At 72.9% G+C, this 26,188-nt stretch carries 22 protein-coding genes; 9 read left to right on the top strand and 13 right to left on the bottom strand.

Annotation, left to right across the window (positions count from 1 at the left end):
- The first annotated feature begins 54 nt into the window (after window positions 1–54).
- The gene (locus tag OG710_RS06695) at window positions 55–582 is read left to right on the top strand and encodes a GNAT family N-acetyltransferase (RefSeq protein ID WP_330238496.1); all 528 of its coding nucleotides are present in this window, start codon (window positions 55–57) and stop codon (window positions 580–582) included.
- 15 nt (window positions 583–597) lie between these two features.
- Here OG710_RS06695 and OG710_RS06690 read toward each other — a convergent pair whose 3' ends face one another.
- From OG710_RS06690 to OG710_RS06660, 7 genes are all read right to left on the bottom strand, one after another.
- Complete coding sequence (locus OG710_RS06690; RefSeq protein ID WP_330242172.1) at window positions 598–1,116, bottom strand: DUF4240 domain-containing protein; 519 nt, start codon at window positions 1,114–1,116, stop codon at window positions 598–600.
- A 62-nt stretch (window positions 1,117–1,178) separates the two neighbouring features.
- The gene (locus OG710_RS06685; protein ID WP_330238495.1) at window positions 1,179–2,189 is read right to left on the bottom strand and encodes a helix-turn-helix transcriptional regulator; all 1,011 of its coding nucleotides are present in this window, start codon (window positions 2,187–2,189) and stop codon (window positions 1,179–1,181) included.
- A gap of 95 nt (window positions 2,190–2,284) precedes the next feature.
- The gene (gene aceE, locus OG710_RS06680; RefSeq protein WP_330238494.1) at window positions 2,285–4,954 is read right to left on the bottom strand and encodes a pyruvate dehydrogenase (acetyl-transferring), homodimeric type; all 2,670 of its coding nucleotides are present in this window, start codon (window positions 4,952–4,954) and stop codon (window positions 2,285–2,287) included.
- 268 nt (window positions 4,955–5,222) lie between these two features.
- Entirely contained in the window at window positions 5,223–5,846 is a 624-nt protein-coding gene (locus OG710_RS06675) for a GntR family transcriptional regulator (protein ID WP_111332457.1), read from the bottom strand.
- Window positions 5,847–5,991: 145 nt separating this feature from the next.
- Complete coding sequence (gene sucB, locus OG710_RS06670) at window positions 5,992–7,770, bottom strand: 2-oxoglutarate dehydrogenase, E2 component, dihydrolipoamide succinyltransferase (protein WP_330238493.1); 1,779 nt, start codon at window positions 7,768–7,770, stop codon at window positions 5,992–5,994.
- Between the two features lie 60 nt (window positions 7,771–7,830).
- A complete protein-coding gene (gene lpdA / locus OG710_RS06665) occupies window positions 7,831–9,219 on the bottom strand; it encodes a dihydrolipoyl dehydrogenase (protein ID WP_330238492.1) in 1,389 nt (462 codons plus the stop codon).
- A 323-nt stretch (window positions 9,220–9,542) separates the two neighbouring features.
- The gene (locus OG710_RS06660; RefSeq protein ID WP_330238491.1) at window positions 9,543–11,096 is read right to left on the bottom strand and encodes a leucyl aminopeptidase; all 1,554 of its coding nucleotides are present in this window, start codon (window positions 11,094–11,096) and stop codon (window positions 9,543–9,545) included.
- A 245-nt stretch (window positions 11,097–11,341) separates the two neighbouring features.
- Here OG710_RS06660 and OG710_RS06655 point away from each other — a divergent pair, with 245 nt between their 5' ends.
- Entirely contained in the window at window positions 11,342–12,220 is an 879-nt protein-coding gene (locus tag OG710_RS06655) for an endo alpha-1,4 polygalactosaminidase (RefSeq protein WP_330238490.1), read from the top strand.
- A 91-nt stretch (window positions 12,221–12,311) separates the two neighbouring features.
- Here the strand turns inward: OG710_RS06655 and OG710_RS06650 are convergent, their stop codons facing one another.
- Window positions 12,312–13,103, bottom strand: a complete 792-nt coding sequence (locus tag OG710_RS06650) for an adenosylcobinamide-GDP ribazoletransferase (RefSeq protein ID WP_330242171.1) — start codon at window positions 13,101–13,103, stop codon at window positions 12,312–12,314.
- A 78-nt stretch (window positions 13,104–13,181) separates the two neighbouring features.
- Between OG710_RS06650 and OG710_RS06645 the strand changes: the two genes are divergently transcribed.
- Window positions 13,182–13,943, top strand: coding sequence for a hypothetical protein (locus tag OG710_RS06645; RefSeq protein ID WP_330238489.1), 762 nt, complete (start codon window positions 13,182–13,184; stop codon window positions 13,941–13,943).
- A gap of 9 nt (window positions 13,944–13,952) precedes the next feature.
- Here the strand turns inward: OG710_RS06645 and OG710_RS06640 are convergent, their stop codons facing one another.
- A complete protein-coding gene (locus tag OG710_RS06640; RefSeq protein WP_330238488.1) occupies window positions 13,953–15,005 on the bottom strand; it encodes a nicotinate-nucleotide--dimethylbenzimidazole phosphoribosyltransferase in 1,053 nt (350 codons plus the stop codon).
- A 134-nt stretch (window positions 15,006–15,139) separates the two neighbouring features.
- On the bottom strand, window positions 15,140–16,342 hold the full coding sequence (locus tag OG710_RS06635) for a bifunctional adenosylcobinamide kinase/adenosylcobinamide-phosphate guanylyltransferase (RefSeq protein WP_330238487.1): 1,203 nt from the start codon (window positions 16,340–16,342) through the stop codon (window positions 15,140–15,142).
- A gap of 127 nt (window positions 16,343–16,469) precedes the next feature.
- Between OG710_RS06635 and OG710_RS06630 the strand changes: the two genes are divergently transcribed.
- Complete coding sequence (locus tag OG710_RS06630; RefSeq protein ID WP_111332479.1) at window positions 16,470–16,682, top strand: hypothetical protein; 213 nt, start codon at window positions 16,470–16,472, stop codon at window positions 16,680–16,682.
- A 92-nt stretch (window positions 16,683–16,774) separates the two neighbouring features.
- On the opposite strand, the gene OG710_RS06625 is transcribed toward OG710_RS06630, so the two are convergent.
- The 3 genes from OG710_RS06625 to OG710_RS06615 all read right to left on the bottom strand — a co-directional run bounded on the left by OG710_RS06625 (window position 16,775) and on the right by OG710_RS06615 (window position 19,383).
- Window positions 16,775–17,866, bottom strand: a complete 1,092-nt coding sequence (locus OG710_RS06625; protein WP_330238486.1) for a S1C family serine protease — start codon at window positions 17,864–17,866, stop codon at window positions 16,775–16,777.
- Between the two features lie 75 nt (window positions 17,867–17,941).
- Window positions 17,942–18,649, bottom strand: coding sequence for a class I SAM-dependent methyltransferase (locus OG710_RS06620; protein ID WP_330238485.1), 708 nt, complete (start codon window positions 18,647–18,649; stop codon window positions 17,942–17,944).
- Between the two features lie 134 nt (window positions 18,650–18,783).
- On the bottom strand, window positions 18,784–19,383 hold the full coding sequence (locus tag OG710_RS06615; protein ID WP_330238484.1) for a DUF3043 domain-containing protein: 600 nt from the start codon (window positions 19,381–19,383) through the stop codon (window positions 18,784–18,786).
- Window positions 19,384–19,657: 274 nt separating this feature from the next.
- Here OG710_RS06615 and OG710_RS06610 point away from each other — a divergent pair, with 274 nt between their 5' ends.
- From OG710_RS06610 to OG710_RS06590, 5 genes are all read left to right on the top strand, one after another.
- The gene (locus OG710_RS06610; protein ID WP_330238483.1) at window positions 19,658–20,434 is read left to right on the top strand and encodes a PspA/IM30 family protein; all 777 of its coding nucleotides are present in this window, start codon (window positions 19,658–19,660) and stop codon (window positions 20,432–20,434) included.
- Between the two features lie 9 nt (window positions 20,435–20,443).
- Complete coding sequence (pspAA, locus tag OG710_RS06605; protein WP_330238482.1) at window positions 20,444–20,722, top strand: PspA-associated protein PspAA; 279 nt, start codon at window positions 20,444–20,446, stop codon at window positions 20,720–20,722.
- A gap of 136 nt (window positions 20,723–20,858) precedes the next feature.
- The gene (locus OG710_RS06600) at window positions 20,859–22,130 is read left to right on the top strand and encodes a sensor histidine kinase (protein WP_111332491.1); all 1,272 of its coding nucleotides are present in this window, start codon (window positions 20,859–20,861) and stop codon (window positions 22,128–22,130) included.
- Entirely contained in the window at window positions 22,127–22,816 is a 690-nt protein-coding gene (locus OG710_RS06595; RefSeq protein ID WP_330238481.1) for a response regulator transcription factor, read from the top strand. Before OG710_RS06600 ends, OG710_RS06595 begins: the two co-directional genes overlap by 4 nt.
- A gap of 165 nt (window positions 22,817–22,981) precedes the next feature.
- On the top strand, window positions 22,982–26,140 hold the full coding sequence (locus tag OG710_RS06590) for an efflux RND transporter permease subunit (RefSeq protein ID WP_330238480.1): 3,159 nt from the start codon (window positions 22,982–22,984) through the stop codon (window positions 26,138–26,140).
- Window positions 26,141–26,188: the final 48 nt, after the last annotated feature.

The following is a 26,188-nucleotide window of genomic DNA, read 5'->3' as shown; positions in this document are numbered from 1 at the left end:
CACCCATCCTGCCCCAGACGGGCCGCCGTACCCGGCCGTGGCACAGTGACGGCCATGAGCGCATCCGCGATACCCGTCCCGCCCGTCGTCCGCCGCGCCGTGGCCGGCGACGGACCCGCACTCGGCGAGCTGGACCGGGCCACCTGGTCGACGCTGCACGCGGTGCAGCCCCGCCCGCAGCCCCCGTACGCCCCCTTCTTCGACGAGCACCATCCGCCGCGGGAGATCCTGGTGGCGGAGATGCCCGGCGCGGCGGGGGAGCGGGAGCCGGCCGGCTACATCCGCTTCGTGCCGCCCACCCCGCTGCCCTGCAACACGCACGTACGGCAGATCCAGGGCCTGGCCGTGGCGCACTGGGCGCGCGGCCGGGGCGTCGGGCGCGCCCTGATCCGCGCGGCCTGCGTCGCGGCGCGCGGCGAGGGGGCGAACCGGATGACCCTGCGGGTCCTCGGTCACAACGCGCCCGCCCGCGCGCTGTACGAGTCGGAGGGGTTCACCGTCGAGGGCGTGCTGCCGGGCGAGTTCTTCCTGAACGGGCGGTACGTGGACGATGTGATGATGGGCCGCCCGCTCGCGCCGTGAGACGTGCGGCGCGCCTCAGCTCCCGTACCGCTCCCAGAGCATGGGCAGCCGGGCGGCGAGCGCCGCGTCGTCGTCCAGGTCGAGCGGGGTGCCCTCCGGCTCGCCGGGCTGCGGCGGCAGCCCCAGGTCCGGCGCGAGGACCCCGGTGAGCTGTTCGTACGCCTCGTCGGCCGCGTACCCCAGCTCCTCGCCGTCGCCGTCCAACTCCTCGTCGAAGGAGCCGAGCAGCCCGGCCAGGCTGTCCGGGTCGTGCACCGCGCCCTCGAACACCTCGCGGCCCCGGCCGATCAGCCAGCAGCGGAAGGAGTCGAAGGCGTCGTCGCTCGCGCCGCCGAGCAGCACGGCGGCGGCCGCCCACAGGTCCCAGCGGTAGGCGCGGTTGACACGGGACTCGAAGTGCCGGGAGAAGTCCAGCACGGATTCCGGATCGAGCCGCACCAGCCGTTCGACCAGCAGGTCGGCATGGTCCTCGGGGTCGCCGCCGGCGGCCTCGCGGGTGCTGTCGACCAGCTCCCAGAACTCCGTCTCGTCCATCACGCATCCCAGCATCCGCCCCGGCGGCGGGGGCCGCACGCCCGGACAGCCGAACGAAGCCGTCAGGGCGTGTCCCCGTACAGGGCGTGCAGCCGGGCGGCGGCCCTCGCGAACCGCTCCCGAAGGGCGGCCGGCTCCAGCACCTCCAACTCCGGTCCGAGGCCCAGCAGCTGTCCGTAGGCCACGTCCGGGGACTCCACCGCCAGGGTGACCGCGACCCACCCGTCGCCGTCCGGCGGCCCGGCCGACTCCAGCGCGTCGCCTGCGGCGGCCCGGTCCACCACCTGCGGCAGCCTGCGCACCGCCTCCGGCGAGAGCCGCAGCCGGACCTTCGCACGCAGCAGGGAGCGGGCGAACGCGGCCGCGCGCTCTTCCCAGAACGTGGGCAGGTCGAAACCCTCGTCCCGGACGAAAGGGATGCCGGAATCCGTCACGGCGGTGAACCGGTCGACGCGGTAGACCCGGAAGCCGCCGTCCGTGCGGGAGCCGTCGCCCGCGCCGTCGTCCACGCGGGCGCACAGGTACCAGACGCCCGCCTTGAGCACGAGCCCGTACGGGGCCAGCTCCCGCTCCGGCCCGGTGTCCCGGCCGGGCCGCCGGTAGCGGGCCAGCAGCAGCCGGTCGCGCCGGACCGCGTCGGCCACGGCGGGCAGCAGTTCGGGCGCCACCGGTTCCTGGTACCAGCCGGGCGCGTCCAGATGGAAGCGCCGGCCGGCCCCCGCCGGGGCGTCCCGGAGCGCCGGGGTCAGCGCCGCCGACACCTTGAGCCGGGCGGCGGACGCGGCGTCCGCGAGCCCCATCTCGCGCAGCGCGGAGGGCAGCCCGGACAGGAACAGCGCCTCGGCCTCGTCCCGCGCGAGCCCGGTCAGCCCGGTGCGGTAGCCGCCGACGAGCCGGTAGCCGCCGGCCCGCCCCCGCTCCGCGTACACCGGGATGCCCGCGTCGGAGAGGGCCCCGGCGTCCCGGGTGACGGTCCGCTCGGACACCCCCAGCTCACGGGAGAGCTCGGCGGCGGTCATGCCGGGGCGCGCCTGGAGGAGCAGCACCATACGGATCAGCCGGGCAGCACGCATACGGCCCATTGTGGCCGCCGCGCCGGGCGGCCCCGGAACGCGGTGAGCCCGCCGGACACCCCGAGGGCGTACGGCGGGCTCACCGGTGCGTGGGCTCAGAGACCGTAGCGGTCCCGCGCCTCCTTGACCGTCGTCGCCGGCACCTCGCCGCGCCGGGCCAGCTGGGCCAGGGTCGCGACCACGACGGACTGGGCGTCCACCCCGAAGTAGCGGCGGGCCGCGTCACGGGTCTCGGAGATGCCGAAGCCGTCCGTGCCGAGCGAGGTCCAGTCCTGCTCGACCCACTGGCTGATCTGGTCCGGCACCGCGCGCATCCAGTCGCTGACCGCGACGACCGGGCCCGGAGCGCCCTCCAGGACCTGCGTCACGTACGGCGTGCGCTGCTCGCCGCGGAGCAGTGCCTCGTCGCACTCCAGCGCCTCGCGGCGCAGCTCGCCCCAGGAGGTCGCGGACCAGACGTCGGCCGTGACACCCCAGTCGGCGGCCAGCAGCTCCTGGGCCTCCAGGGCCCAGTGGATCGCCGTACCGGAGGCCAGCAGCTGGGCGCGCGGGCCGTTCGCCCCGGCGGGCGTGCCCTCCTTGAAGCGGTACAGGCCCTTGACGATGCCCTCCTCGACGCCTGCCGGCATCGCGGGCTGCTGCTTCGGCTCGTTGTAGACCGTCAGGTAGTAGAAGACGTCCTCGGCGTCGGGGCCGTACATCCGGCGCAGACCGTCCTGGACGATCACCGCGATCTCGTACGCGAACGCCGGGTCGTAGTTGAGCGAGGCCGGGTTGGTGGACGCGATCAGGTGCGAGTGGCCGTCCGCGTGCTGGAGGCCCTCGCCCGTCAAGGTCGTCCGCCCGGCGGTCGCGCCGACCACGAAGCCGCGGCCGAGCTGGTCGCCGAGCTGCCAGAACTGGTCGCCCGTGCGCTGCCAGCCGAACATCGAGTAGAAGATGTAGAACGGGATCATCGGCTCGCCGTGCGTCGCGTACGACGTGGCGGCGGCGATGAAGTCGGCCATGGCGCCGGCCTCGGTGATGCCCTCGTTGAGGACCTGGCCGTCCTTGGCTTCCTTGTAGTACATCAGCTGGTCGCGGTCGACCGGGTCGTACGTCTGGCCCAGCGGCGAGTAGATGCCGGCCGACGGGAACAGCGCCTCCATGCCGAAGGTGCGGGCCTCGTCGGGGACGATCGGCACCCAGCGCCTGCCGGTCTCCTTGTCCCGCATCAGGTCCTTGACCAGGCGGACGAAGGCCATGGTGGTGGCCAGCTCCTGCTTGCCGGAGCCCTTCTTCAGCGCGGCGAACGCGCGCTCCTCGGGCGTCGGCAGCGCGACCGCGTGCACCCGGCGGGCCGGGGCGGGGCCGCCGAGGGCGGCGCGCCGCTCCTGGAGGTAGCGGACCTCGGGCGAGTCGGCGCCGGGGTGGGCGTAGGGCACCAGGTGCTCGTCCAGCTGGGAGTCCGGGATCGGCAGCTCCAGCAGGTCGCGCATGGCGCGGAACTGCTTGCCGTCCAGCTTCTTCATCTGGTGGTTGGCGTTGCGGGACTCGAAGCCCGGACCCAGGGTGTAGCCCTTGACGGTCTGCGCCAGGATCACGGTGGGCGCGCCCTTGTGCTCCAGGGCCGCCTTGTACGCCGCGTAGACCTTGCGGGCCTCGTGGCCGCCGCGCGAGGTGTGGAAACACTCGGCGATCTTGGCGTCGGTGAGCAGTTTCGCCAGCTCGGCGAGGGCGGGCTCGGCGCCGAAGAAGTGCTCGCGGATGTAGGCGACGTCGCGGGTGGCGTACGTCTGGAACTGCGCGTCCGGTACCTCGCGGAGCCGGCGTACCAGCGCGCCCGTGGTGTCGAGCTGGAACAGCTCGTCCCAGGCGGTGCCCCAGAGCGTCTTGACGACGTTCCAGCCGGCGCCCCGGAAGGCGCCCTCCAGCTCCTGGACCACGCGGAAGTTGGCGCGGACCGGGCCGTCGAGGCGCTGCAGGTTGCAGTTGATGACGAAGGTCAGGTTGTCGAGCTGCTCGCGGGCCGCGAGGGCGAGGGCGGCCGTCGACTCGGGCTCGTCCATCTCGCCGTCGCCGAGGAAGGCCCAGACGTGCGAGTTCGACGTGTCCTTGATGTTGCGGTTGGCCAGGTAGCGGTTGAAGCGCGCCTGGTAGATCGCCGAGAGCGGGCCGAGGCCCATGGAGACGGTGGGGAACTCCCACAGCCAGGGCAGCCGCCGCGGGTGCGGGTAGGATGGCAGGCCGTTGCCGCCCGCCTCCTGGCGGAAGTTGTCGAGCTGCTGCTCGCTGAGCCGGCCGTCGAGGAAGGCGCGGGCGTAGATGCCGGGGGAGGCGTGGCCCTGGATGTACAGCTGGTCGCCGGAGCCCTCGCCCTCCTTGCCGTGGAAGAAGTGGTTGAAGCCGGTCTCGTACAGCCAGGCCGCCGAGGCGAAGGTGGCGATGTGGCCGCCGACGCCGAAGCGCGAGCCGCGGGTGACCATGGCGGCCGCGTTCCAGCGGTTCCACGCGGTGATCCGGGACTCCATCTCCAGGTCGCCGTCGAACTCGGGCTCGGCGGCGGTGGGGATGGAGTTGACGTAGTCGGTCTCCAGGAGCTTGGGCAGCGCGAGACCGGCGCCCTCGGCGTGCTCGAGCGAGCGCCGCATCAGGTAGGCGGCACGGTGCGGGCCCGCGGCCTTGGTGACGGCATCCAGGGAGGCCGCCCATTCGGCGGTCTCCTCCGGGTCGCGGTCCGGGAGCTGGTCGAGCTCGCTCGGAAGCTTTCCAACGGGGTCGGTCATGATCGCCGCCTTCCGGTGAGGAGGGGGGTGGAGAAGTCCCTGACTGGCAGGACAGGGCGATGGGGCCGGTGGGCCCGCGAAGTGAACTGTAAGACGCCGATCGATGATCGATCAAAGGATGAAAGGCAAAACTTCTCGATATGAAGAAAAGTGGCATGGGGTGCCAGGAAACAGGGCACCGAGTGACGGGATTTAACCGTCAAAAAGGGCACCCGTCCGCACAGGAGAGCGCCCTCCACGACAGATGCGCACCAGCCTGTCCGGAGGCTCAGGCGCGCGGCGCGCAGCCCAGCACATGCGCCTTGACCAGGGTGCCGATGTCCGGGTCCTTGCGCAGGAACGCGTCGATGAGGGCCTCGTGCTCCTCCGCGTACGACTTCTGCACCGTTCCCAGCCAGCGGATCGACAGCGCAGTGAACACCTCGATGCCCAGCCCCTCCCAGGTGTGCAGCAGCACCGCGTTGCCCGCCGCCCGCACCATCTCCCGGTGGAAGCCCACCGTGTGCCGCACCTGCGCCTCGCCGTCCGCCAGCCGGTCCGCCTCGTACAGCGCGCTCACGTGCGGGGCCAGCAGCGAGCAGTCCTCGCCGAGCCCCGGAGCCGCCAGCTCGGCCGCGATCTGCTCCAGACCGGCCCGTACGGGGTAGCTCTCCTCCAGGTCGGCGGCGGTGAGGTTGCGGACCCGGACGCCCTTGTTGGGCGCCGACTCGATCAGCCGCAGCGTCTCCAGCTCCCGCAGCGCCTCGCGCACGGGCGTCTGGCTGACCTCCAGCTCGGTGGCGATGCGCCGCTCCACGATCCGCTCGCCCGGCTTCCAGCGCCCGCTCACGATCCCCTCCACGATGTGCTCGCGGATCTGTTCGCGCAGCGAGTGGACGACGGGCGGGGTCATGACGGGCTCCTTCGGACAGACCGGTACGCCTGCGCCGGGCACAGTGGCCGGGGCGACCGGGTGTCTAGACAATACGGCGGCGCCCCCGTCCGGGAGGGTTCCGGACGGGGGCGCCGATCGTGAGGCTGGTTACAGGCCGAGCCGGTTACAGGCCGAGCTCGACCTCGAACTCGCCGGCCTCCAGGATCGCCTTGACCGCGGTCAGGTAGCGGGCGGCGTCCGCGCCGTCCACCAGACGGTGGTCGTAGGAGAGCGACAGGTACGTCATGTCGCGGACACCGATCACGGTACCCTCCTCGGTCTCGATGACCGCGGGACGCTTCACGGTGGCGCCGATGCCCAGGATGGCGGCCTGGTTCGGCGGCACGATGACGGTGTCGAACAGCGCACCGCGCGAGCCGGTGTTGCTGATGGTGAAGGTGGCACCGGACATGTCGTCCGGGGTCAGGCCGCCACCGCGGGCCTTGCCGGCCAGCTCGGCGGTCTTCTTCGAGATGCCGGCGATGTTGAGGTCGCCCGCGCCCTTGATGACCGGGGTCATCAGGCCCTTCTCGGCGTCCACGGCGATGCCGATGTTCTCCGAGTCGAAGTACGTGATCGTGCCTTCGTCCTCGTTGATCCGGGCGTTGACGACCGGGTGGGCCTTCAGCGCCTGGGCGGCGGCCTTCACGTAGAACGGCATCGGGGAGAGCTTGACGCCCTCACGGGCCGCGAAGGCGTCCTTCGCGCGGGCGCGCAGCTTCATCAGCTTGGTGACGTCGACCTCGACGACCGAGGTCAGCTGGGCCTGCGAGTGCAGCGCCTTCATCATGTTGTCGCCGATGACCTTGCGCATGCGGGTCATCTTGACCGTCTGACCGCGCAGCGGGGACGCCTCCAGCTTCGGCGCCTTGGAGGCGCTCGGAGCGGCGGCGGCGGCGGGCGCCGGGGCAGCGGCGGCGGCCTTGGCGGCCTCCGCGGCGGCGACGACATCCTGCTTGCGGATACGGCCACCGACGCCGGTGCCCTTGACCGCGCCCAGGTCGACGCCGTTCTCGGCGGCGAGCTTGCGGACCAGCGGCGTGACGTACGCGCCGTCGTCACCGGAGGTCGCGACCGGAGCGGCGGCGGCCGGAGCCGGAGCGGCGGCGGGTGCCGGGGCCGGGGCGGCCGGGGCGGGTGCCGGAGCGGCGGGGGCGGGGGCAGGGGCAGCGGCCGGCGCGGGGGCCGGAGCGGCCGGAGCCGGAGCGGCGGGAGCCGGGGCCGGGGCGGCGGGGGCCGGGGCCGGGGCGGCCGGAGCCGGCGCGGCGGCCGGGGCGGCACCGGGCGCACCGATGACGGCGAGCTTGGCGCCGACCTCGGCGGTCTCGTCCTCACCGACCACGATCTCCAGCAGCACACCGGCGACCGGGGCGGGAATCTCGGTGTCCACCTTGTCCGTGGAGACCTCGAGCAGCGGCTCGTCCTCCGCGACCTCCTCGCCGACCTCCTTCAGCCAGCGGGTGACGGTGCCCTCGGTGACGCTCTCGCCGAGCGCCGGCAGGGTGACGTCGGTGCCGGAGGCGCCACCGGCCGGAGCGGCGGCGGGGGCCTCGGCCTCGGCCGCGGGGGCCGGGGCGGGGGTCTCGGCGGCCGGAGCCGGGGCCGGGGCGGCCTCGGCGGCGGGGGCCTCCGCGGCCGGGGCCTCGGCGGCGGCCGGGGCGCCCGAGCCGTCGTCGATGACGGCCAGCTCGGCGCCGACCTCGACGGTCTCGTCCTCGGCGACCTTGATGGACGACAGGATGCCGGAGGCGGGGGCGGGGATCTCGGTGTCGACCTTGTCGGTCGAGACCTCGAGCAACGGCTCGTCGGCCTCGACGCGCTCGCCCTCGGCCTTCAGCCAGCGGGTGACAGTGCCCTCGGTGACGCTCTCGCCGAGCGCCGGAAGGGTTACGGAAACCGACATGGTTTCAGTTGCTCCTTACGAAAATGCGGAAGTGGTCGGTCGTCGCGCCCGGTCGACTGATCAGTCGTGGGAGTGCAGGGGCTTGCCGGCCAGGGCCAGGTGGGCCTCGCCGAGCGCCTCGCTCTGGGTCGGGTGGGCGTGGATGAGCTGGGCGACCTCGGCCGGCAGCGCTTCCCAGTTGTAGATCAGCTGGGCTTCGCCGACCTGCTCGCCCATACGGTCACCGACCATGTGGACGCCGACCACCGCACCGTCCTTGACCTGGACGAGCTTGATCTCGCCCGCGGTCTTGAGGATCTTGCTCTTGCCGTTGCCGGCGAGGTTGTACTTGAGGGCGACGACCTTGTCCGCGCCGTAGAGCTCCTTGGCCTTGGCCTCGGTGATGCCGACGGAGGCGACCTCGGGGTGGCAGTACGTCACGCGCGGCACGCCGTCGTAGTCGATCGGGACGGTCTTGAGACCGGCCAGCCGCTCCGCGACGAGGATGCCCTCGGCGAAGCCGACGTGCGCGAGCTGGAGCGTGGGGACCAGGTCGCCCACGGCGGAGATCGTCTCCACGTTGGTCCGCATGTACTCGTCGACCAGGACGTAGCCGCGGTCCATGGCGACCCCGGCCTCCTCGTAACCCAGGCCCTGCGAGACCGGGCCGCGGCCGATCGCGACCAGCAGCACCTCCGCCTCGAAGGTCTTGCCGTCGGCGAGGGTGACCTTGACGCCGTCCTGCGTGTACTCGGCGCTCTGGAAGAACGTGCCGAGGTTGAACTTGATGCCGCGCTTGCGGAAGGCGCGCTCAAGGAGCTTGGAGCTGTTCTCGTCCTCGACCGGGACGAGGTGCTTGAGGCCCTCGACGATCGTCACGTCGGTGCCGAAGGAGGTCCACGCCGAGGCGAACTCGACGCCGATGACGCCGCCGCCCAGCACGATCGCCGACTTCGGGACGCGGTCCAGCTTCAGCGCGTGGTCCGAGGAGATGATGCGGTTGCCGTCGATCTCCAGGCCCGGCAGCGACTTCGGCACGGAGCCGGTCGCGAGCAGCACGTGGCGGCCCTGGATGCGCTGGCCGTTCACGTCCACCGAGGTGGGGGAGGAGAGGCGGCCCTCACCCTCGATGTAGTGCACCTTGCGGGAGGCGACGAGACCCTGCAGACCCTTGTACAGGCCGGAGATCACGTCGTCCTTGTACTTGTGGACGGCCGCCATGTCGATGCCCTCGAAGGTGGCCTGGACACCGAACTGGGCGGCTTCGCGGGCCTGGTCCGCGATCTCGCCCGCGTGCAGCAGGGCCTTCGTGGGGATGCAGCCGTTGTGCAGGCAGGTGCCGCCGACCTTGCCCTTCTCGATCAGAGCGACGTCCAGGCCCAGCTGCGCTCCGCGCAGGGCCGCGGCGTACCCGCCGCTACCACCGCCGAGGATCACTAGGTCGAAAACGGTGCTGGCGTCGTTCGCCACGTCACGTCCTCCATGCATGTGCGCCGTACGCCGGGCCCCGTCCTCGGGGTGTTACCGGCCGGTCGGCTGGTGTGCGGCCGCTTTGTCTTCGGCCCTGTGGTGGGGGCCCTGTCCTGCCGAGAACCCATCTTCGCATTTGTTGACGGTGAGCGGGACGCGGGGCCCGTGTCCGGGGCGGATGATCGTCCGTCCCGGTGGATAACCGCTGCGTGGCGGACAGGGATTTCGTCAAGAGCGAAACCACCCCGCCCGGACGCGGTGCCATGGGTCAAACACCTACGGCCCCGGACGTATGCCCGGGGCCGTACAGAGGCCGGCCGGCCTCAGCCGAGGTCGCCGTCGGCGGTGCGCTCCGCCAGCTTGACCAGGGTGCGGACGGCGGAACCGGTGCCGCCCTTCGGCGTGTATCCGTACGGGGCGCCCTCGTGGAAGGCGGGGCCCGCGATGTCCAGGTGGGCCCAGGCGATGCCCTCGCCGACGAACTCCTTCAGGAACAGGCCGGCCACCAGGCCGCCGCCCATCCGCTCGCCCATGTTGGCGATGTCGGCGGTCGGGGAGTCCATGCCCTTGCGCAGGTCGGCCGGGAGCGGCATCGGCCAGGACGCCTCGCCGACCTCCTCCGCGATCTCGTGGATCGAGGTACGGAAGGCGTCGTCGTTGGACATGATGCCGAAGGTGCGGTTGCCCAGCGCCAGCACCATGGCGCCGGTCAGGGTCGCCACGTCGACGAGCGCGTCCGGGTTGTCCTCCGAGGCGCGGGTGAGCGCGTCGGCCATGACGAGCCGGCCCTCGGCGTCGGTGTTGAGCACCTCGACGGTCTTGCCGCTGTACATGCGCAGCACGTCGCCGGGGCGGGTGGCGCTGCCCGAGGGCATGTTCTCGGCGAGCGCCAGCCAGCCGGTGACGTTGACGCGCAGGCCCAGGCGGGCGGCCGTGACGACGGTCGCGAACACGGCGGCGGCGCCGGCCATGTCGCACTTCATCGTCTCGTTGTGGCCGGCCGGCTTCAGCGAGATGCCGCCCGAGTCGTAGGTGATGCCCTTGCCGACGAGGGCCAGGGTCTTCTCCGCCTTCGGGTGCGTGTAGGCGAGCTTCACGAGGCGCGGGCCGCGGGTCGCGCCCTGGCCGACGCCGAGGATGCCGCCGTAGCCGCCCTTGACGAGCGCCTTCTCGTCCAGCACCTGCACCTTGATGCCGTGCTCCTTGCCGGCGGCGGTGGCCACGGCGGCGAAGGACTCGGGGTAGAGGTCGTTGGGCGGGGTGTTGACCAGGTCGCGGGCGCGGTTGATCTCCTCGGCGAGGGCGATCGCGCGGTCGGCGGCGGCCTTGAACGCCTTGTCGCGCGGCTTGGCGCCGAGCAGGGCGACCTCGGCCAGCGCCGGCTTGGCACCGGCGGCCTTGGCGCCCTTGGGGGCGAGCTTGTTCTCGCCGGCCTGGTAGGCGATGAAGGCGTACGCGCCGAGCAGCGCGCCCTCCGCGATCGCCTCGGCGTCCTCGACGGAGCCGATGGGCAGCGCGAAGCCGGCCTTCTTCGCCCCGGCCAGCGAACGGGCGGCGGCACCGGCGGCCCGGCGCAGCGCCTCGGCGTCGTACGCGCCGTCCTTCTCGGGGGCCTTGCCGAGGCCGACCGCGATGACGACCGGGGCCTTGAGGCCGTCCGGAGCCGGGACCTTCGTCAGCTCGCCCTCGGCACCCGAGGCGCCCAGGGTCGACAGGACGGCGGCGAGCTTCCCGCCGAACGCCTTGTCCACGGCCTCGGCGCCCGGTGCGAGGACGACGTCCGCGGACTTGGATCCAGCGCTCTTGGCGACGCCCACGACGAGGGCGTCGGCGCGCAGCGTCGCCGCACCGGCGGTGCTGAGAGTGAGAGCAGTCACGGTGGTGAAATCTCGCTTCCGTTGAGTTCTTTTCCGGCCCTGTAGTGGTCGAGGGGTGGCCGACCGGGCCCGGCGCATCGTAGACGCCGTCGCAATGTGCCGGGAATGAGCCTACGCGCGCCTTTGCTGCCCGCTCACGGCGGCGGGCCGTAGCGGTCGCACGGCTGTTCCCCGGCCGACGTACGGTGGGGGTTCCAGGAAGATCGTCCCGATGGCACGGACCCGGGGCGCACATGGGGGGAACGATGCGCGACCGTACGGCCGCACGGGTGGGCGGGGCGCGCGGCGCCCTCGCCCGCGGCGCACTGGCACTGCCACTGCTCGCGCTGCTCGTGGGCTGCGCCCAGGACCGGGGCGGCGCCCCGGCGGGCGAGGACACCGGAGCCGGGGCGTCCGCCCAGCCCGCGCGGCAGCGCTGGCAGCCGGAACCCGGCACCGACTGGCAGTGGCAGCTCTCGGGCCGGCTCGACACCACCGTGGACGCCCCGGTGTACGACATCGACGGCTTCGACCGGACGGCGGCCGAGGTCGCCGCGCTGCACCGCGAGGGCCGCAAGGTCATCTGCTACCTGTCCACCGGCGCCTGGGAGGACTTCCGCCCGGACGCGGCCCGTTTCCCCACCGTGCTCCTCGGGAAGGGCAACGGCTGGAAGGGCGAGCGCTGGCTCGACATCCGGCGCACCGACGTCCTGGAGCCGCTGATGGAGTCCCGGATCGAGATGTGCGCCGACAAGGGGTTCGACGCGGTCGAGCCCGACAACATGGACGGCTACCGCAACGAGAGCGGCTTCCCGCTGACCGCCGCCGACCAGCTCCGCTACAACCGTCTGATCGCCCGCCTGGTCCACCGCCACGGGATGGCCGCCGGCCTCAAGAACGACCTGCCGCAGATCCCGGAGCTGGTCGGGGACTTCGACTTCGCGGTCAACGAGCAGTGCGCGCAGTACGACGAGTGCGAGGAGCTGACCCCGTTCGTGAAGGCGGGCAAGGCGGTGTTCCACGTCGAGTACGAACTGCCCGCCGAGCGGTTCTGCGCACAGTCCCGGAAGCTGGGGCTCAGCTCGCTGCGCAAGGAGTACGCGCTGGACGCGTCGCGCGAGTCCTGCGCGGCGGACGCGGACTGACGGGGCGCCGGGTTTCGCACTCCGCCGCTCCGGGAAGCCCGCGGGACGCGCCGGGTTTCGCGCCCCGCCCGGCCGGGAAGCGGGTCAGCCGTCAGCCCAGCGCCAGGGCCACCAGCGCCACCGTCGCCGCCGTCTCCGCGAGCGCCCCGAACACATCGCCGGTCACCCCGCCGAACCGCCGCACGCAGTGCCGCAGCAGCAGCTCCGCCACCACCACCGCGACCACCGCGCCCAGGCCGCAGCGCAGCGTCCCGTACCCGCCGGTCAGCGCCCCCGCCCCCGCGCAGCCGACCACCACCACGAGCCCGACCGCCACCGCGCCGGCCACCGGAACCGTTCCGGCGACCGCCGCGCCCAGGCCCTCCGGCCGGGCCGCCGGCACCCCGCGCCGCGAGGCCAGGGTCAGCGCGAGCCGGGCGACGACCGCCGCGACGGCGGCCGCCACCGCGCCGTGCGCCCAGCCCCGCGCGTACTCCTGCTGAAGCACCGCCACCTGCGCCAGCAGCACGAACAGCAGGGTGATCACGCCGAACGGGCCGATGTCCGACTGCTTCATGATCCGCAGCGCGTCACCGGCCGGCTTGCCGCTGCCCAGGCCGTCCGCGGTGTCCGCGAGACCGTCCAGATGGAGCCCCCGGGTGAGCACGGCGGGCACGGCCGCCGAGGCCACCGCGGCGAGCAGCGGGCCCGCGCCGCCCCACAGCAGCAGGCTGCCCGGCACCGCCGCGAGCAGGCCCACCACCAGCCCGGCCACCGGCGCGCACAGCATCCCGGCCCGCGCGGCCTCCCGGTCCCAGCGGGTCACGCGGACGGGGAGCACGGTCAGGGTGCCGAAGGCGAACCGCAGGCCGTGGCTGTCGAGGGAGGAGGTCACGGCGCGCAGGCTAATCGGTGCGCCCGGCCGCTAGATTGTCCGAAATGCCGCACAACGGGGCAGAAGCGGATGACCGGGAGTGGTGGGATGGGTCACTGGTTCGAGCGCAACTTCGTCGAGCCGGGGAAACTTCCGCTGCTCCTCGCCCTGACCGCCTTCGTGCTGACCTTCGCCGTGACCCGGTTCATCACCCGGATGATCCGGGCCGGGAAGGGCCCGTTCCGCAACATCACGCCCGGCGGTGTCCACATCCACCACGTGGTGCCCGGCGTGGTGCTGAGCGTCGTCGGCGGCTTCGGCGCGGTCGCCTGCGGGCAGCACGGCGTCGCGGCCGCCCTGTGCGCGGTCGTCTTCGGCGTGGGCGCGGGGCTGGTCCTGGACGAGTTCGCGCTGATCCTGCATCTGGACGACGTGTACTGGACGGAGGAGGGCCGCCGGAGCGTGGAGGTCGTCGTGCTCACGGCGGCCCTGGTGCTGCTGGTGCTCGGCGGGTTCTCGCCGCTGGGCGTGGACGATCTGAGCGACGATCAGCAGCAGGGCAGGGCGGGCGCGGTGGTCACCGTCGTCATCAACTTCTGCTTCGTCCTGATCACCCTGTTCAAGGGGAAGGCCAGGATGGCGGTGGTCGGCACCCTGGTTCCCTTCGTGGCTCTGGTCGGGGCGGTACGGCTGGCCCGGCCGACCTCGCCGTGGGCCAGGCGCTTCTACCGCGGCCGGCACCGGGCCCGCTCCCGCGCGGTGCTGCGCGCCTACCACCACGACGTGCGCTGGGCCGGGCCGCGCCGCAGGTTCCAGGACCTCATCGGCGGGGCACCGGACCGGGCCCCCGCCCCGCCGCCCCGGCCGTGACCGCCGGCGTCAGCCCGCCGCCTCCGGCTCGCGCTCGGGCAGCTCCGCCGCCAGCGCCGCCGCGGCCTGGACGAGCGGGAGGGCGAGCAGCGCCCCGCACCCCTCGCCGACGATCACCCCGTGGTCGAGCACCGGGTTGAGCGCCATCCGGTCGAGCGCCTTCGCCTGCGCCGGCTCACCGCTCGCCTGGCCCGCCAGCCACCAGTCCGGCGCCCGGAACGCGGCCCGCTGGCCGACCAGCGCGGCCGCCGCGCCGACCACGCCGTCCAGGATCACCGGCAGCCGCCGCACCGCGCACTGGAGCAGGAAGCCGGTCATCGCGGCCAGATCGGCGCCGCCCACCGTCGCCAGCAGCTCCAGCTGGTCGCCCAGGACCGGCCGGGCCCGGCGCAGCGCGTCGCGGATCGCCGCGCACTTGCGCATCCACGCCAGGTCGTCGATCCCCGCGCCACCGCGCCCGGTCACCACCGAGGCGTCCGTGCCGCACAGCGCCGCGATCAGGGTGGCCGCCGCCGTCGTACCGCCCACGCTGAGGTCGCCGAGCACCACCAGATCGGTGCCCGAGTCGGCCTCCTCGTCGGCCACCGCCATGCCGAGCCGCACCGCCGCCTGGGCCTCGTCGGCCGTCAGCGCGTCCTCGACGTCGATCCGCCCGCTGCCCCGCCGCACCCGGGTGCGCACGACGGCCTCCGGCAGCAGCTCCGGGTCGCAGTCGAGACCGGCGTCCACGATCCGCACCGGCACGGAGTACCGGCGGGCCAGGACCGCCAGCGGGGTCGCGCCCTCCAGCGTGGCCCGCACCAGCTCGTTCGCGGTGCCCGCCTTCCGCCCCGACACATCGAGCCGCGCCACCCCGTGGTCGCCCGCGAACAGCACCACGCGCGGCTGCTCGATCGTCCGCACCGGAGCCGCCTGCTGCGCCGCGGACAGCCACTCACCCAGCTCGTCCAGCCGCCCGAGGGCGCCCACCGGCACGCTCAACCGCTCCCGGCGTTCCTCGGCATCGCGCCGTACGCCCCCGTCCGGGCGTTCGATCAGATCGGAGAAGTCGTCCAGATTCACGGGGTTCTGCCTCGCGGGATAGATACGGGGGATGGTCCGTCGAGCCCGTCACGGGCCCACTGCGGAACAGTACCCGCCGCCCTTTCCGCCCAGGCTCGGCCGGAGCGGGCCGCCTGCGGGCCCACCGCTCCCGCTCAGCCGCGCAGCGGCACCGCCTGGCCCGCCACCACCAGCAGCACCTGCTCGCACTCTCCGGCCACCGCCGCGTTCAGCCGGCCCAGCTCGTCCCGGAAGCGCCGGCCGGACGCCGTCGCCGGAACCACGCCCGAGCCGGTCTCGTTGGTCACCATGACGACCGTGCGCCGGGTCCCGCGCACGGCGGCGACCAGCTCCGCCGTCCGCGCCCGCAGCGCCCGCTCCCCGCCCTCCGCCCAGATCGCGTCGTCCCAGGCACCCACCCGGTCCATCAGGTGCGTCAGCCACAGCGACAGGCAGTCGATCAGCAGCGGCGGCCCGTCCGCGGCCAGCAGCTCCGTCAGCGCGCAGGTCTCCTCGGTGCGCCAGCTCGCCGGCCGCCGCTCCCGGTGCAGCCCGACCCGGGCCGCCCACTCGGCGTCCCCGTCGCGCCCGCCGCCGGTCGCCACGTACACCACGTCCGGGTAGGTCTCCAGCCGGCGTTCCGCCTCGACGGACTTCCCGGAGCGCGCGCCCCCGGTGATCAGGGTGCGCCGGGGGAGCGGGGCGGGCTCGCGGAAGCCGCCGACCGTCAGCGTCGTGCCGTCCGGCACGGCCCGCGCCCCGGCCGCGGCGAGCCGGCGCTCCAGCTCCGGGGCGGGCGGCGCGTCATGGCCCAGATGGACGGCGATCAGCTCGGTGGCGGCCCCGACCGCCCCGGCGGCCCGCAGCCGCGCCACGGCGTCGGGCCGTCCGACGAGGTCCAGGGCGACCAGGTCGTACGGCTGCTCCACCGGCTCCGCCAGCCCGGCCGGCGCTCCGCCCGGCGGCAGGTACAGCAGCCGGGCGCCCTCGGGCGAGGTCACCTCGTACCCCGTACCGGGCGCGTCCATCGGCACCGCCCGTACCCGGTGCCCGCTGATCAGCGTCAGCTCCCGCCCGTCCGGCACCCGGCCCGCCGGAGGCAGCCCGGCGGGCAGCTCGACGGCGGGCCCGTCGTGCGGGTGCGTCAGCAGCACCTGGCGTACGGCGGTGAGCGAGCGGCCCGCGCGGGCGGCGGCGAACACCGCGCCGGGCGTCAGGTCGAGCAGCAGCGCGTCGTCCACCAGGAGAGCGGTCGCGGCCCGGCCGGCGGAGCCGCGGGCGAGGGCGCACGCGGCGCAGGGGCAGTCGGGCCGCGGCAGCCCGTCGGGGGCTCCGGTGCCGAGCAGAGTCAGTTCCACGCTCCGATCCTGCCGCGTCCCCGCGCGGGGTGCGCGCCGTGGGGGCGGCGAACCGTCCGAGACGCCCTTCCCCCGCTGGTGGGAAGCACTAGGCTGCCGACTGGAACGACATACCCAGGAGGCGGACATGGCGTGGACGTGGCGGTTCGAGAAGTCCGACGGTACGGAGACGGAGCCGGCCCTGCAGCCGGAGGAGTTCCCGACCCAGGGTGACGCGGAATCCTGGATCGGCGAGTACTGGAAGCAGCTCCTGGACGGCGGGGCGGACCAGGTCACGCTCTTCGAGGACACCACGAAGATCTACGGCCCGATGAGCCTGCACGCCGACTCGGCGGACTGACCCGGGCCACGCGACGGCCGGCCGGCGGGTCCCCGTGGACCTGCCGGCCGGCCGTCGCCGTGCGGGACGCCGCCCGGCGCCCGGCACACCCGTCAGATCTCGCCGAGCGTGACCTTCGCCGTCTTCTTCGCGTTCCCGCGCATGTACGTCACGCTCACCTCCTGGCCCGGCTTCTCGGCGGCCAGGGCCTCGGCGAGCGAGGTGATGGTGGTGATCTTCGCGTCGCCGACCCCGGTGATGATGTCGCCCGCGCGCAGCCCCGCGTCGGCCGCCGCGCCGCCCTTCTGGACGTTGACGATCGCGACGCCCGCCGGGCGGTAGTCGTCGTTGACCACCGTGCGGCCGGTGATGTCGAGCGCCGCCCGGCCCGAGTCGGTGACCTTGCCGTCCTTGATGATCTGGTCCGCGACCGTCCGCACCATCGACGCCGGGATGGCGAAGCCGATGCCCGGCGCCGCGCTGTCGCCCATCTGAGGATCGGACGCGGCGAGCGTCGGGATGCCGATGACCTCGCTGTTCAGATCGACCAGGGCGCCCCCGCTGTTGCCGGGGTTGATCGCCGCCGAGGTCTGCACCATGTTCGCGATGGTCGCTCCGGTGCCGCCGGCCGTCCTGCTCTCGCTGACCGTCCGGCCGAGCGCCGAGACGATGCCCTGGGTGACGCTGCTGGACAGGCCCAGCGGCGAACCCATCGCCAGCACGATTTGCCCCACGGCGACCTTCTCCGAGTCGCCGAACTTCGCGGGCCGCAGCCCGTCCGGCACGTCGTCGAGCGCGATGACCGCCAGATCCTGCTCCGGGTAGGCGGCGACCAGCGTCGCCTTGAGGACCTTCTCGCCGGTGGCCACGGTGACCTTGAAGGACTTCTCGTCACCGACGACATGGGCGTTGGTGACGATATGGCCCTTGGTGTCGTAGACGACGCCGGAGCCGAGGCTCTCGGACGCGTCGATCTGCACGACCGAGGGCAGCACGTCGTTGATGGCGGTCTGGTACTCGCTCTGGAGATCACCGGCGGCCTTCGCGGCCGGACCGGCCTGCGCCGAACCGGACGCCGTCGCGTCCGGCCCCGGAGCGGGGGACTGCGCGGAGGAACAGCCGCTCACCAGCGCGATCGCGCAGAAACCGGCGGACAGGGGCAGCATCAGCCGGCGCGCACGACGGCGGGAGCGAAGGACATCCATGTCCGGATTATTACTTTTGCCCTCACGGTCGGCCCGTTGAGCGCACCCGTGGGGTCACCCGGGGCCCGCCGCGCCCTACCCCCGTACGCCGCACAGATGCAGCAGCGCCGCCACCCCGCGGTACGGGTCCGTCCGGCCGGCCCGGTCCTCCGCCGCGAGCACCCGCTCCAGCTCCGCGGCCGGCGGCAGCTCCACGTCGTTGCTCACGTTGTCCGTGAAGATCCGCACCCCGTACCAGGCGTGCAGCGGCGCCGCGATCGAGGCGAGCGTCGCCGTCAGCGCGTCGAGCCGGTCCGCGCGCACGGACAGGCCGAGCCGGTTGGTGTAGTGGTCGCTGTCGAACGCGGCCAGCGCCCCTTCCCAGTCCCCGGCCATGCCCGGCCGCATCGCCAGCGCGTCCGCGTTCCGCACCAGCAGGGACAGCAGCCCGCCGGGCGCCAGCATCCGGGCCAGCCCCGCCACCATGGCGTCCGGCTCCTGGACGTACATCAGTACGCCGTGGCACAGGACCACGTCGAAACTGCCGGGCAGGAAGTGGACCCCGGTGTCCTGGCCGTTGCCCTCGATCAGCCGCACCCGCTCACGGATGCCGGCCGGCTCGCCGCCCAGCGCCTCACGGGCGATCCGCAGCATCTCCGGATCGGACTCCAGGCCGGTCACCGTGTGCCCGGCGCGCGCCAGGCGCAGCGCCTGGGTGCCCTGGCCCATGCCGACGTCCAGGATGCGCAGCCGCTGCCCCACCGGGAAGCGCGCCGCGATCTGCTCGTCCAGCTGCCGGGCCACCAGCTCCTGGCGCACGGTGTTGCGCAGACCGGAGAGCCCTTTGGTCCACGCCCCGGAGGCCCCGGTGAAGCCCGCGACGGCAGCGGTCGGCCGGCCGGCGAAACCATCGCCGACCGGGCCGGACGGCTCCGTACTCAGGGCCGCTCTCCGCGCTTGACCTGCGGCTTCGGTAGCCGGAGCCGACGCATCTGGAGCGTACGCATCAGCCCGTAGGCCACCGCGCCGCGCTTCGGGGTGTCCGGGAACCGGCTCCGCAGCTGCGCGCGCATGCGGAAGCCCAGCCCGACGGAGTCGATCACGATCAGCACGATCACGATCAGCCAGAGCAGCAGCGAGATGTTCTGGATGCCCCGCACCTGGATCACGCTCAGGATCAGAATGATCACGGCGAGCGGCAGGAAGTACTCCGCGATGCAGAAGCGCGAGTCCACATAGTCGCGGACGAAGCGGCGCACCGGCCCCTTGTCACGCGCCGGCAGATAGCGCTCGTCACCGTTGGCGAGCGCCTCCCGCTGCCTGGCCAGGTCCGCGCGCCGCGCTTCGCGCTGGCGCCGCATGGCCGCCTTGCGGTCCAGCGGCGCGCCACTGGAGGCGCGGCGGCGCTGCGACTGGGCCTCGCTGCGCTTGGGGGTGGGGCGACCCTTGGGGGCCTCGGGGTCGCGGGGCGTCTTGGAGAGGTCCGCCGTCACCTTGTCGGTGGGGGCCTTCTCTTCCTTGGAGCGGCTACGGAACACAAGGCCCAAGGGTACGGGGTCGGCGGCCGGTACCCGCAGGCCGGCCGGGAACGATCCGGCAACGGCCCGCGTCCTTGTCCGTGTATGGACGGGTGATACGGGCGTCACCTACTCCTTGGGCCTGATCGGTCCGGGGACACAGTCGTCCTTGGGGAGGAGCCCATCCGCACCCGAACAGTGCGGTAATAGAGACAGGGCCCGTACTGTGGGTTCTGTTGGAGTGCCGGAGCCCAGTTGAGCCAGAAGGGGGCGCGCGAAGCCCATGAGCGGTGTCATGAAGCGTATGGGGATGATCTTCCGCGCGAAAGCAAACAAGGCCCTTGACCGGGCCGAAGATCCGCGCGAGACCCTCGATTACTCGTACCAGAAGCAGCTGGAGCTGCTGCAGAAGGTACGCCGCGGCGTCGCCGACGTGGCGACCTCGCGCAAGCGGCTCGAACTGCAGCTGAACCAGCTGCAGGGCCAGTCCACCAAGCTGGAGGACCAGGGCCGCAAGGCCCTCGCGCTGGGCCGCGAGGACCTGGCGCGCGAGGCGCTGTCCCGCCGCGCCGCCCTCCAGCAGCAGGTCACCGACCTGGAGACGCAGCACACCACGCTGCAGGGCGAGGAGGAGAAGCTCACCCTCGCGGCCCAGCGGCTCCAGGCCAAGGTGGACGCCTTCCGCACCAAGAAGGAGACCATCAAGGCCACCTACACCGCGGCGCAGGCACAGACCCGGATCGGCGAGGCGTTCTCCGGCATCTCCGAGGAGATGGGCGACGTCGGCCTGGCCATCCAGCGGGCCGAGGACAAGACGCAGCAGATGCAGGCCCGCGCCGGCGCGATCGACGAGCTGCTCGCCTCCGGCGCCCTCGACGACCCGACCGGCACGGCGAAGGACGACATCGCCGCCGAGCTGGACCGGATCTCCGGTGGTACGGATGTGGAGCTGGAACTCCAGCGCATGAAGGCCGAACTGGCCGGCGGCTCCTCCTCGCAGCAGGCGATCGAGGGCGGCCCCCAGGACGCCCGGCAGCAGAACAGCCAGTCCCACAAATTCGACAAGAACTAAGGCAGCGACATGATCGTACGGATCATGGGGGAGGGCCAGGCAGTCCTGGCCGACAGTCATCTCGCCGAGCTCGACAAGCTCGACGACGCCCTGCTGGCCGAGATGGAGAGCGGTGACGGACCGGGCTTCCGCACCACGCTCCACGCACTCCTGGCCCGCGTACGCGAACTCGGCACACCTCTGCCGGACGACTCCCTGGAGCCGTCCGAGCTCATCCTGCCGTCGCCGGACGCCACCCTCGACGAGGTACGCGACATGCTCAGCGACGACGGCCTGATCCCCGGCTGACACCCGGAGGCTTTCCCGGCACCCGCACCCGATGCCCCGCGCCCGCCCGCCGGACGCGGGGCACCGGCGTCCCCGGCCCCGCTCCCGCCGCCGACCCGGACCTGCCCGCGCGCGACACGCCGTAACGTAGCTGGACGTGACCACCCTCGGAACCGGTGTCCTGCGCATCCGCACCTGGCTGCGCGGCCATCCCCTCGCGCTGGACGCCGCGCTCGCCCTGGCCGTGCTCGTGGCCATGATCATCGGATCGTTCGTCGATCCGGGCGGCCCCGACGGGCCCGCCTTCGGCGCTCGTACCCCCGCCGCCAGCAGCCTGTTCCTGATGGTGCTGAGCGCCCTGGCGCTGATCCGGCGGCGCCGCGAACCCCTGGCCGTACTCGCCGCCACCGGCGCGCTGACCGTCGTCGAACTGGTCACCGCCGACCCGCCCGCCCCCGTCGTGATGAGCGCGGTCATCGCCCTGTACACCGTCGCCGCCCGCACCGACCGGCCCACCACCTGGCGGGTCGGGCTGCTCACCATGGCCGCGCTCACCGCCGCCGCCATGCTCTTCGGCTCCCCGCCCTGGTACAGCCAGGAGAACCTGGGCGTCTTCGCCTGGACCGGGATGGCCGGGGCGGCGGGCGACGCGGTCCGCTCCCGCCGCGCGTTCGTGGACGCCATCCGGGAACGCGCCGAACGCGCCGAACGCACCCGCGAGGAGGAGGCCCGCCGCCGGGTCGCCGAGGAACGCCTGCGCATCGCCCGCGACCTGCACGACGTCGTCGCCCACCACATCGCCCTGGTCAACGTGCAGGCCGGAGTCGCCGCACACGTCATGGACAAGCGCCCCGACCAGGCCAAACAGGCCCTCGCCCATGTCCGCGAGGCCAGCCGCTCCGCCCTCAACGAACTCCGCGCCACCGTGGGCCTGCTGCGCCAGTCCGGCGACCCGGAGGCCCCCACCGAACCGGCCCCCGGCCTCGCGGTCCTCGGCGAACTCGTGGCGGGCGTGCGGCAGGCCGGGCTGCCCGTCGAGGTGGCCTGCTCGGCCTGCGACGACCCGCCGCTGCCCTCCGCCGTCGACCTGGCCGCGTACCGGGTGATCCAGGAGGCCCTGACCAACGTCCGCAAGCACGCCGGTCCGGGCGCCAGGGCCGAGGTCAGCGTCGTACGGGTCGGCAGCACCGCCGAGGTCATGGTCCTGGACAACGGCCGCGGACCCGGCTCCGCGGCAGACCCCCCGGCGCCCGGCGGCGGCCACGGCCTGCTCGGCATGCGCGAACGTGTCACCGCGCTGGGCGGCACCCTCACCGCCGGTCCCCGCTACGGGGGCGGGTTCCGCGTCCATGCGATCCTGCCCGTCGAGGCCCGCGCGCAGGAGCCCGGTCGGCCGGGCGCGCCGGACCGGACGGGGGAGAACGCATGACACCGGCCATCAAGGTCCTGCTCGCCGACGACCAGGCGCTGCTGCGCAGCGCGTTCCGGGTACTGGTCGACTCGGAGCCCGACATGCGGGTCGTGGGGGAGGCGGCGGACGGGACGCAGGCCGTGGAGGTGGCCCGCGCCGAGCGGCCCGACGTGGTGCTGATGGACATCCGGATGCCCGGTACCGACGGCCTGACCGCCACCCGCATGATCAGCGCCGACCCGGACCTCGCGGACGTCCGCGTGGTCATGCTCACCACCTTCGAGGTCGACGAGTACGTGGTGCAGTCGCTGCGCGCCGGGGCCTCGGGCTTCCTCGGCAAGGGCGCCGAGCCGGACGAACTCCTGAACGCGATCCGGATCGCCGCGGGCGGCGAGGCGCTGCTCTCGCCGGCCGCGACCAAGGGCCTGATCGCCACCTTCCTCGCCCAGGGCGGCACCGGCGACGGGCCGGGCGCAGCGGAGTACTCGGAGCGGCTGGCGGCCCTCACCACACGGGAGCGCGAGGTACTGGTCCTGGTCGCGGGCGGGCTGTCCAACGACGAGATCGCGGAGCGCCTGGTCGTCAGCCCACTCACCGTCAAGACCCATGTGAACAGGGCGATGGCGAAGCTGGGCGCCCGGGACCGCGCGCAACTGGTGGTAATCGCGTACGAATCGGGCCTGGTGCGCCCACGGGTGGAGTGAAGGTGCAACCGGGGTGTACTCCACCTGCGGTATGCACGGCCCCGGAAAGCGACCCTGGGGCCGAGGATTTCCGCCCCGGTGATCGGCGATCGTATAGGTGGGCCGGGTCCGTCCCCCGAGTCACCCGCCCACCTGCCGCGTACGCCACGGAAGAGAGACCCACCCATGTCCTGGCTGTCCAGATTCAGCCTCGCGCAAAGGGCCCTGATCGGGCTGATCTCGATCGTCGCCCTCGTCTTCGGCGCGATCGCGATCCCGCAGCTCAAACAGCAGTTGCTGCCCACCATCGAACTCCCGATGGTGTCGGTGCTGGCGCCCTACCAGGGTGCGTCTCCCGATGTCGTGCAGAAGCAGGTCGTCGAACCGCTTGAGAACTCCATCAAGGCCGTCGATGGGGTCACCGGCCTCACCTCGACCGCCAGCGAGGGCAACGCCCTCATCATGGCCACCTTCGACTTCGGCGACGAGGGCACCAAGCAGCTCGTCGCCGACATCCAGCAGGCGGTGAACCGGGCCCGCGCCCAGCTGCCGCAGGACGTCGACCCGCAGGTCATCGCCGGCTCGACGGACGACATCCCGACCGTCGTCCTCGCCGTCACCTCGGACAAGGACCAGCAGGCGCTCGCCGACCAGCTGGACCGCACGGTCGTCCCCGCCCTGGAGGACATCGACGGCGTCGGCCAGGTCTCCGTGGACGGGGTGCGCGACCTCCAGATCTCCGTCACCCCGGACGACAAGAAGCTCGCCGCCGCCGGACTGAACGCGGTCTCGCTCGCCCAGGCCCTCCAGGCGGGCGGTGCGACCGTCCCCGCCGGCGCCTTCTCCGAGTCCGGCAAGAGCCGCACCGTCCAGGTCGGCGGCGCCTTCACCTCGCTGGAGCAGATCCAGGACCTGCGGGTCACCGGCCAGAACCCGGCCGGCGGCAAGCCCGGCAAGCCGGTCCGCCTCGGTGACATCGCCACTGTGAAGCAGGAGCCCGCCGCCGCGGACTCCATCACCCGCACCAACGGCCGCCCGAGCCTCGCCGTGCTGGCGACCATGGACAAGGACGGCAGCGCCGTCGCCATCTCGGAGGCCGTCCAGGACAAGCTCCCGGACCTGCGCAAGGACCTCGGTTCCGGTGCCGAGCTGACCGTCGTCTCCGACCAGGGCCCGGCCGTCTCCAAGGCGATCTCCGGGCTGACCACCGAGGGCGCGCTCGGCCTGGTCTTCGCGGTCATCGTGATCCTGGTCTTCCTGGCGTCCCTGCGCTCCACCCTGGTCACCGCGGTCTCCATCCCGCTGTCCGTGGTCCTCGCGCTCATCGTGCTGTGGACCCGCGACCTGTCGCTGAACATGCTCACCCTGGGCGCGCTCACCATCGCGATCGGCCGGGTCGTGGACGACTCGATCGTCGTCCTGGAGAACATCAAGCGCCACCTCGGCTACGGCGAGGAGCGCCAGTCGGCGATCATCACCGCGGTCAAGGAGGTGGCCGGCGCGGTCACCTCCTCCACCCTCACCACGGTCGCCGTCTTTTTGCCGATCGGCCTCGTCGGCGGCATGGTCGGACAGCTCTTCGGCCCGTTCTCACTGACCGTCACGGCGGCCCTGCTGGCCTCGCTGCTCGTCTCGCTGACCGTCGTCCCCGTCCTCTCGTACTGGTTCCTGCGTGCCCCCAAGGGCACCGACGTGGACCCGGAGAAGGCGCGGCGCGAGGCCGAGGAGAAGGAGGCCCGCAGCCGGCTCCAGCGGATCTACCTCCCAGTGCTGCGGTTCGCCACCCGGCGCCGTCTCGTCAGCCTGGCCATCGCCGTCGTCGTGCTGATCGGCACCTTCGGCATGGCCCCGCTGCTGAAGTTCACCTTCTTCGACCCGGGCGAGCAGGACACCCTGTCCATCAAGCAGGAACTGGCGCCGGGCACCAGCCTGGCGGCCGCCGACGAGGCCGCGAAGAAGGTCGAGAAGCTCCTCACCGACGACAAGGGCGTCAAGGACTACCAGGTCACCGTGGGCTCCTCCGGCTTCATGGCCGCCTTCGGCGGCGGCACGGGAGCCAACCAGGCCACCTATCAGGTCACCCTCAAGGACGCCGCCGACTTCGAGGACGCCCAGGACCGCATCGAGGACGGCCTCGCCGGCCTCGACGGCGTCGGTGACACCACCATCAGCGCGGGCGACGGCTTCGGCAGCCAGAACCTGAGCGTGGTGGTCAAGGCCGCCGACGCGGACACGCTGAAGAAGGCGACCGAAGCCGTACGGGTGGAGATGACCAAGCTCAAGGAGGCCACGGACGTCGAGAGCGACCTGGCGGAGAGCGTCAAGCGCATCGCGGTCACGGCCAACGTCAAGGCGGCGGACGCCGGTTACAGCCAGGCCACGCTCGGCGCGGCCGTCGCCGCCGCGGTGAAGGGCACCCCGGCCGGCAAGGCGATCATGGACGACACCGAGCGCGACGTCGTCGTCACGTCCGCCCACCCGGCCACCACCATGGCGGAGCTGAAGAACCTTCCGCTGGGCGGCGGCGTCGAGCTGGGGACCATCGCCGATGTGAAGCTGGTCCCCGGGCCGGTCTCCACCACCCGGATCGACGGGCAGCGCGCCGCCACGGTCACCGCCCGGCCCACCGGCGACAACACCGGTGACGTCAGCGACGAGCTGCGCAAGAAGATCGAGGCCCTGGACCTCCCGGACGGCGCCACCGCCACCATCGGCGGGGTCTCCGAGGACCAGCAGGACGCGCTCATCAAGCTCAGCCTGGCCATGCTGGCCGCCATCGCGATCGTCTTCATGCTGCTGGTCGCCACCTTCCGGTCGCTGATCCAGCCGCTGATCCTGCTGGTCTCCATCCCGTTCGCCGCCACCGGCGCGATCGGACTGCTCCTCGTCACCGGCACCCCGATGGGCGTCGCGGCGATGATCGGCATGCTGATGCTCATCGGCATCGTGGTGACCAACGCGATCGTGCTGATCGACCTCATCAACCAGTACCGGGCCCAGGGCCTGGGCGTGGTCGAAGCGGTCGTCGAGGGTGGCCGCCACCGGCTGCGCCCGATCCTGATGACGGCCCTGGCGACGATCTTCGCCCTGCTCCCGATGGCGCTCGGCGTCACCGGCGAGGGCGGCTTCATCTCGCAGCCGCTGGCCGTCGTCGTCATCGGCGGTCTGATCACCTCGACCCTGCTGACGCTCCTTCTGGTGCCGACGCTCTACACGATCGTGGAGCTCCGCAAGGAGCGCCGCCGGAAGAAGAGGGAGGCCAAGCGCGCCGCGAAGGCCGGTCTCCCGGCTCCGGCCGCCGAGCAGGACGCCACGACCGGCGAACCCGAGCCGGCGAAGGCCTGACACCCGCGAAGGCCTGACACCCGCGAAGGGGCTCCGACACACACGGTG

Origin of the sequence: Streptomyces sp. NBC_00525 (genome assembly GCF_036346595.1) — a bacterium.
Taxonomy (GTDB): Bacteria; Actinomycetota; Actinomycetes; order Streptomycetales; family Streptomycetaceae; genus Streptomyces.
Note: the sequence above shows the minus strand (reverse complement) of the source record. Positions and strands in the feature narration are given on the sequence as shown.

Excerpts from the sequence above, each read along its gene's own strand:
- OG710_RS06695 (WP_330238496.1), top strand. The coding sequence starts at position 55 with ATGAGCGCATCCGCGATACCCGTCCCGCCCGTCGTCCGCCGCGCCGTG.
- OG710_RS06690 (WP_330242172.1), bottom strand. The coding sequence starts at position 1,116 with ATGGACGAGACGGAGTTCTGGGAGCTGGTCGACAGCACCCGCGAGGCC.
- OG710_RS06685 (WP_330238495.1), bottom strand. The coding sequence starts at position 2,189 with ATGCGTGCTGCCCGGCTGATCCGTATGGTGCTGCTCCTCCAGGCGCGC.
- aceE (WP_330238494.1), bottom strand. The coding sequence starts at position 4,954 with ATGACCGACCCCGTTGGAAAGCTTCCGAGCGAGCTCGACCAGCTCCCG.
- OG710_RS06675 (WP_111332457.1), bottom strand. The coding sequence starts at position 5,846 with ATGACCCCGCCCGTCGTCCACTCGCTGCGCGAACAGATCCGCGAGCAC.
- sucB (WP_330238493.1), bottom strand. The coding sequence starts at position 7,770 with ATGTCGGTTTCCGTAACCCTTCCGGCGCTCGGCGAGAGCGTCACCGAG.
- OG710_RS06655 (WP_330238490.1), top strand. The coding sequence starts at position 11,342 with ATGCGCGACCGTACGGCCGCACGGGTGGGCGGGGCGCGCGGCGCCCTC.
- OG710_RS06645 (WP_330238489.1), top strand. The coding sequence starts at position 13,182 with ATGGGTCACTGGTTCGAGCGCAACTTCGTCGAGCCGGGGAAACTTCCG.
- OG710_RS06630 (WP_111332479.1), top strand. The coding sequence starts at position 16,470 with ATGGCGTGGACGTGGCGGTTCGAGAAGTCCGACGGTACGGAGACGGAG.
- OG710_RS06625 (WP_330238486.1), bottom strand. The coding sequence starts at position 17,866 with ATGGATGTCCTTCGCTCCCGCCGTCGTGCGCGCCGGCTGATGCTGCCC.
- OG710_RS06610 (WP_330238483.1), top strand. The coding sequence starts at position 19,658 with ATGAAGCGTATGGGGATGATCTTCCGCGCGAAAGCAAACAAGGCCCTT.
- pspAA (WP_330238482.1), top strand. The coding sequence starts at position 20,444 with ATGATCGTACGGATCATGGGGGAGGGCCAGGCAGTCCTGGCCGACAGT.
- OG710_RS06595 (WP_330238481.1), top strand. The coding sequence starts at position 22,127 with ATGACACCGGCCATCAAGGTCCTGCTCGCCGACGACCAGGCGCTGCTG.
- OG710_RS06590 (WP_330238480.1), top strand. The coding sequence starts at position 22,982 with ATGTCCTGGCTGTCCAGATTCAGCCTCGCGCAAAGGGCCCTGATCGGG.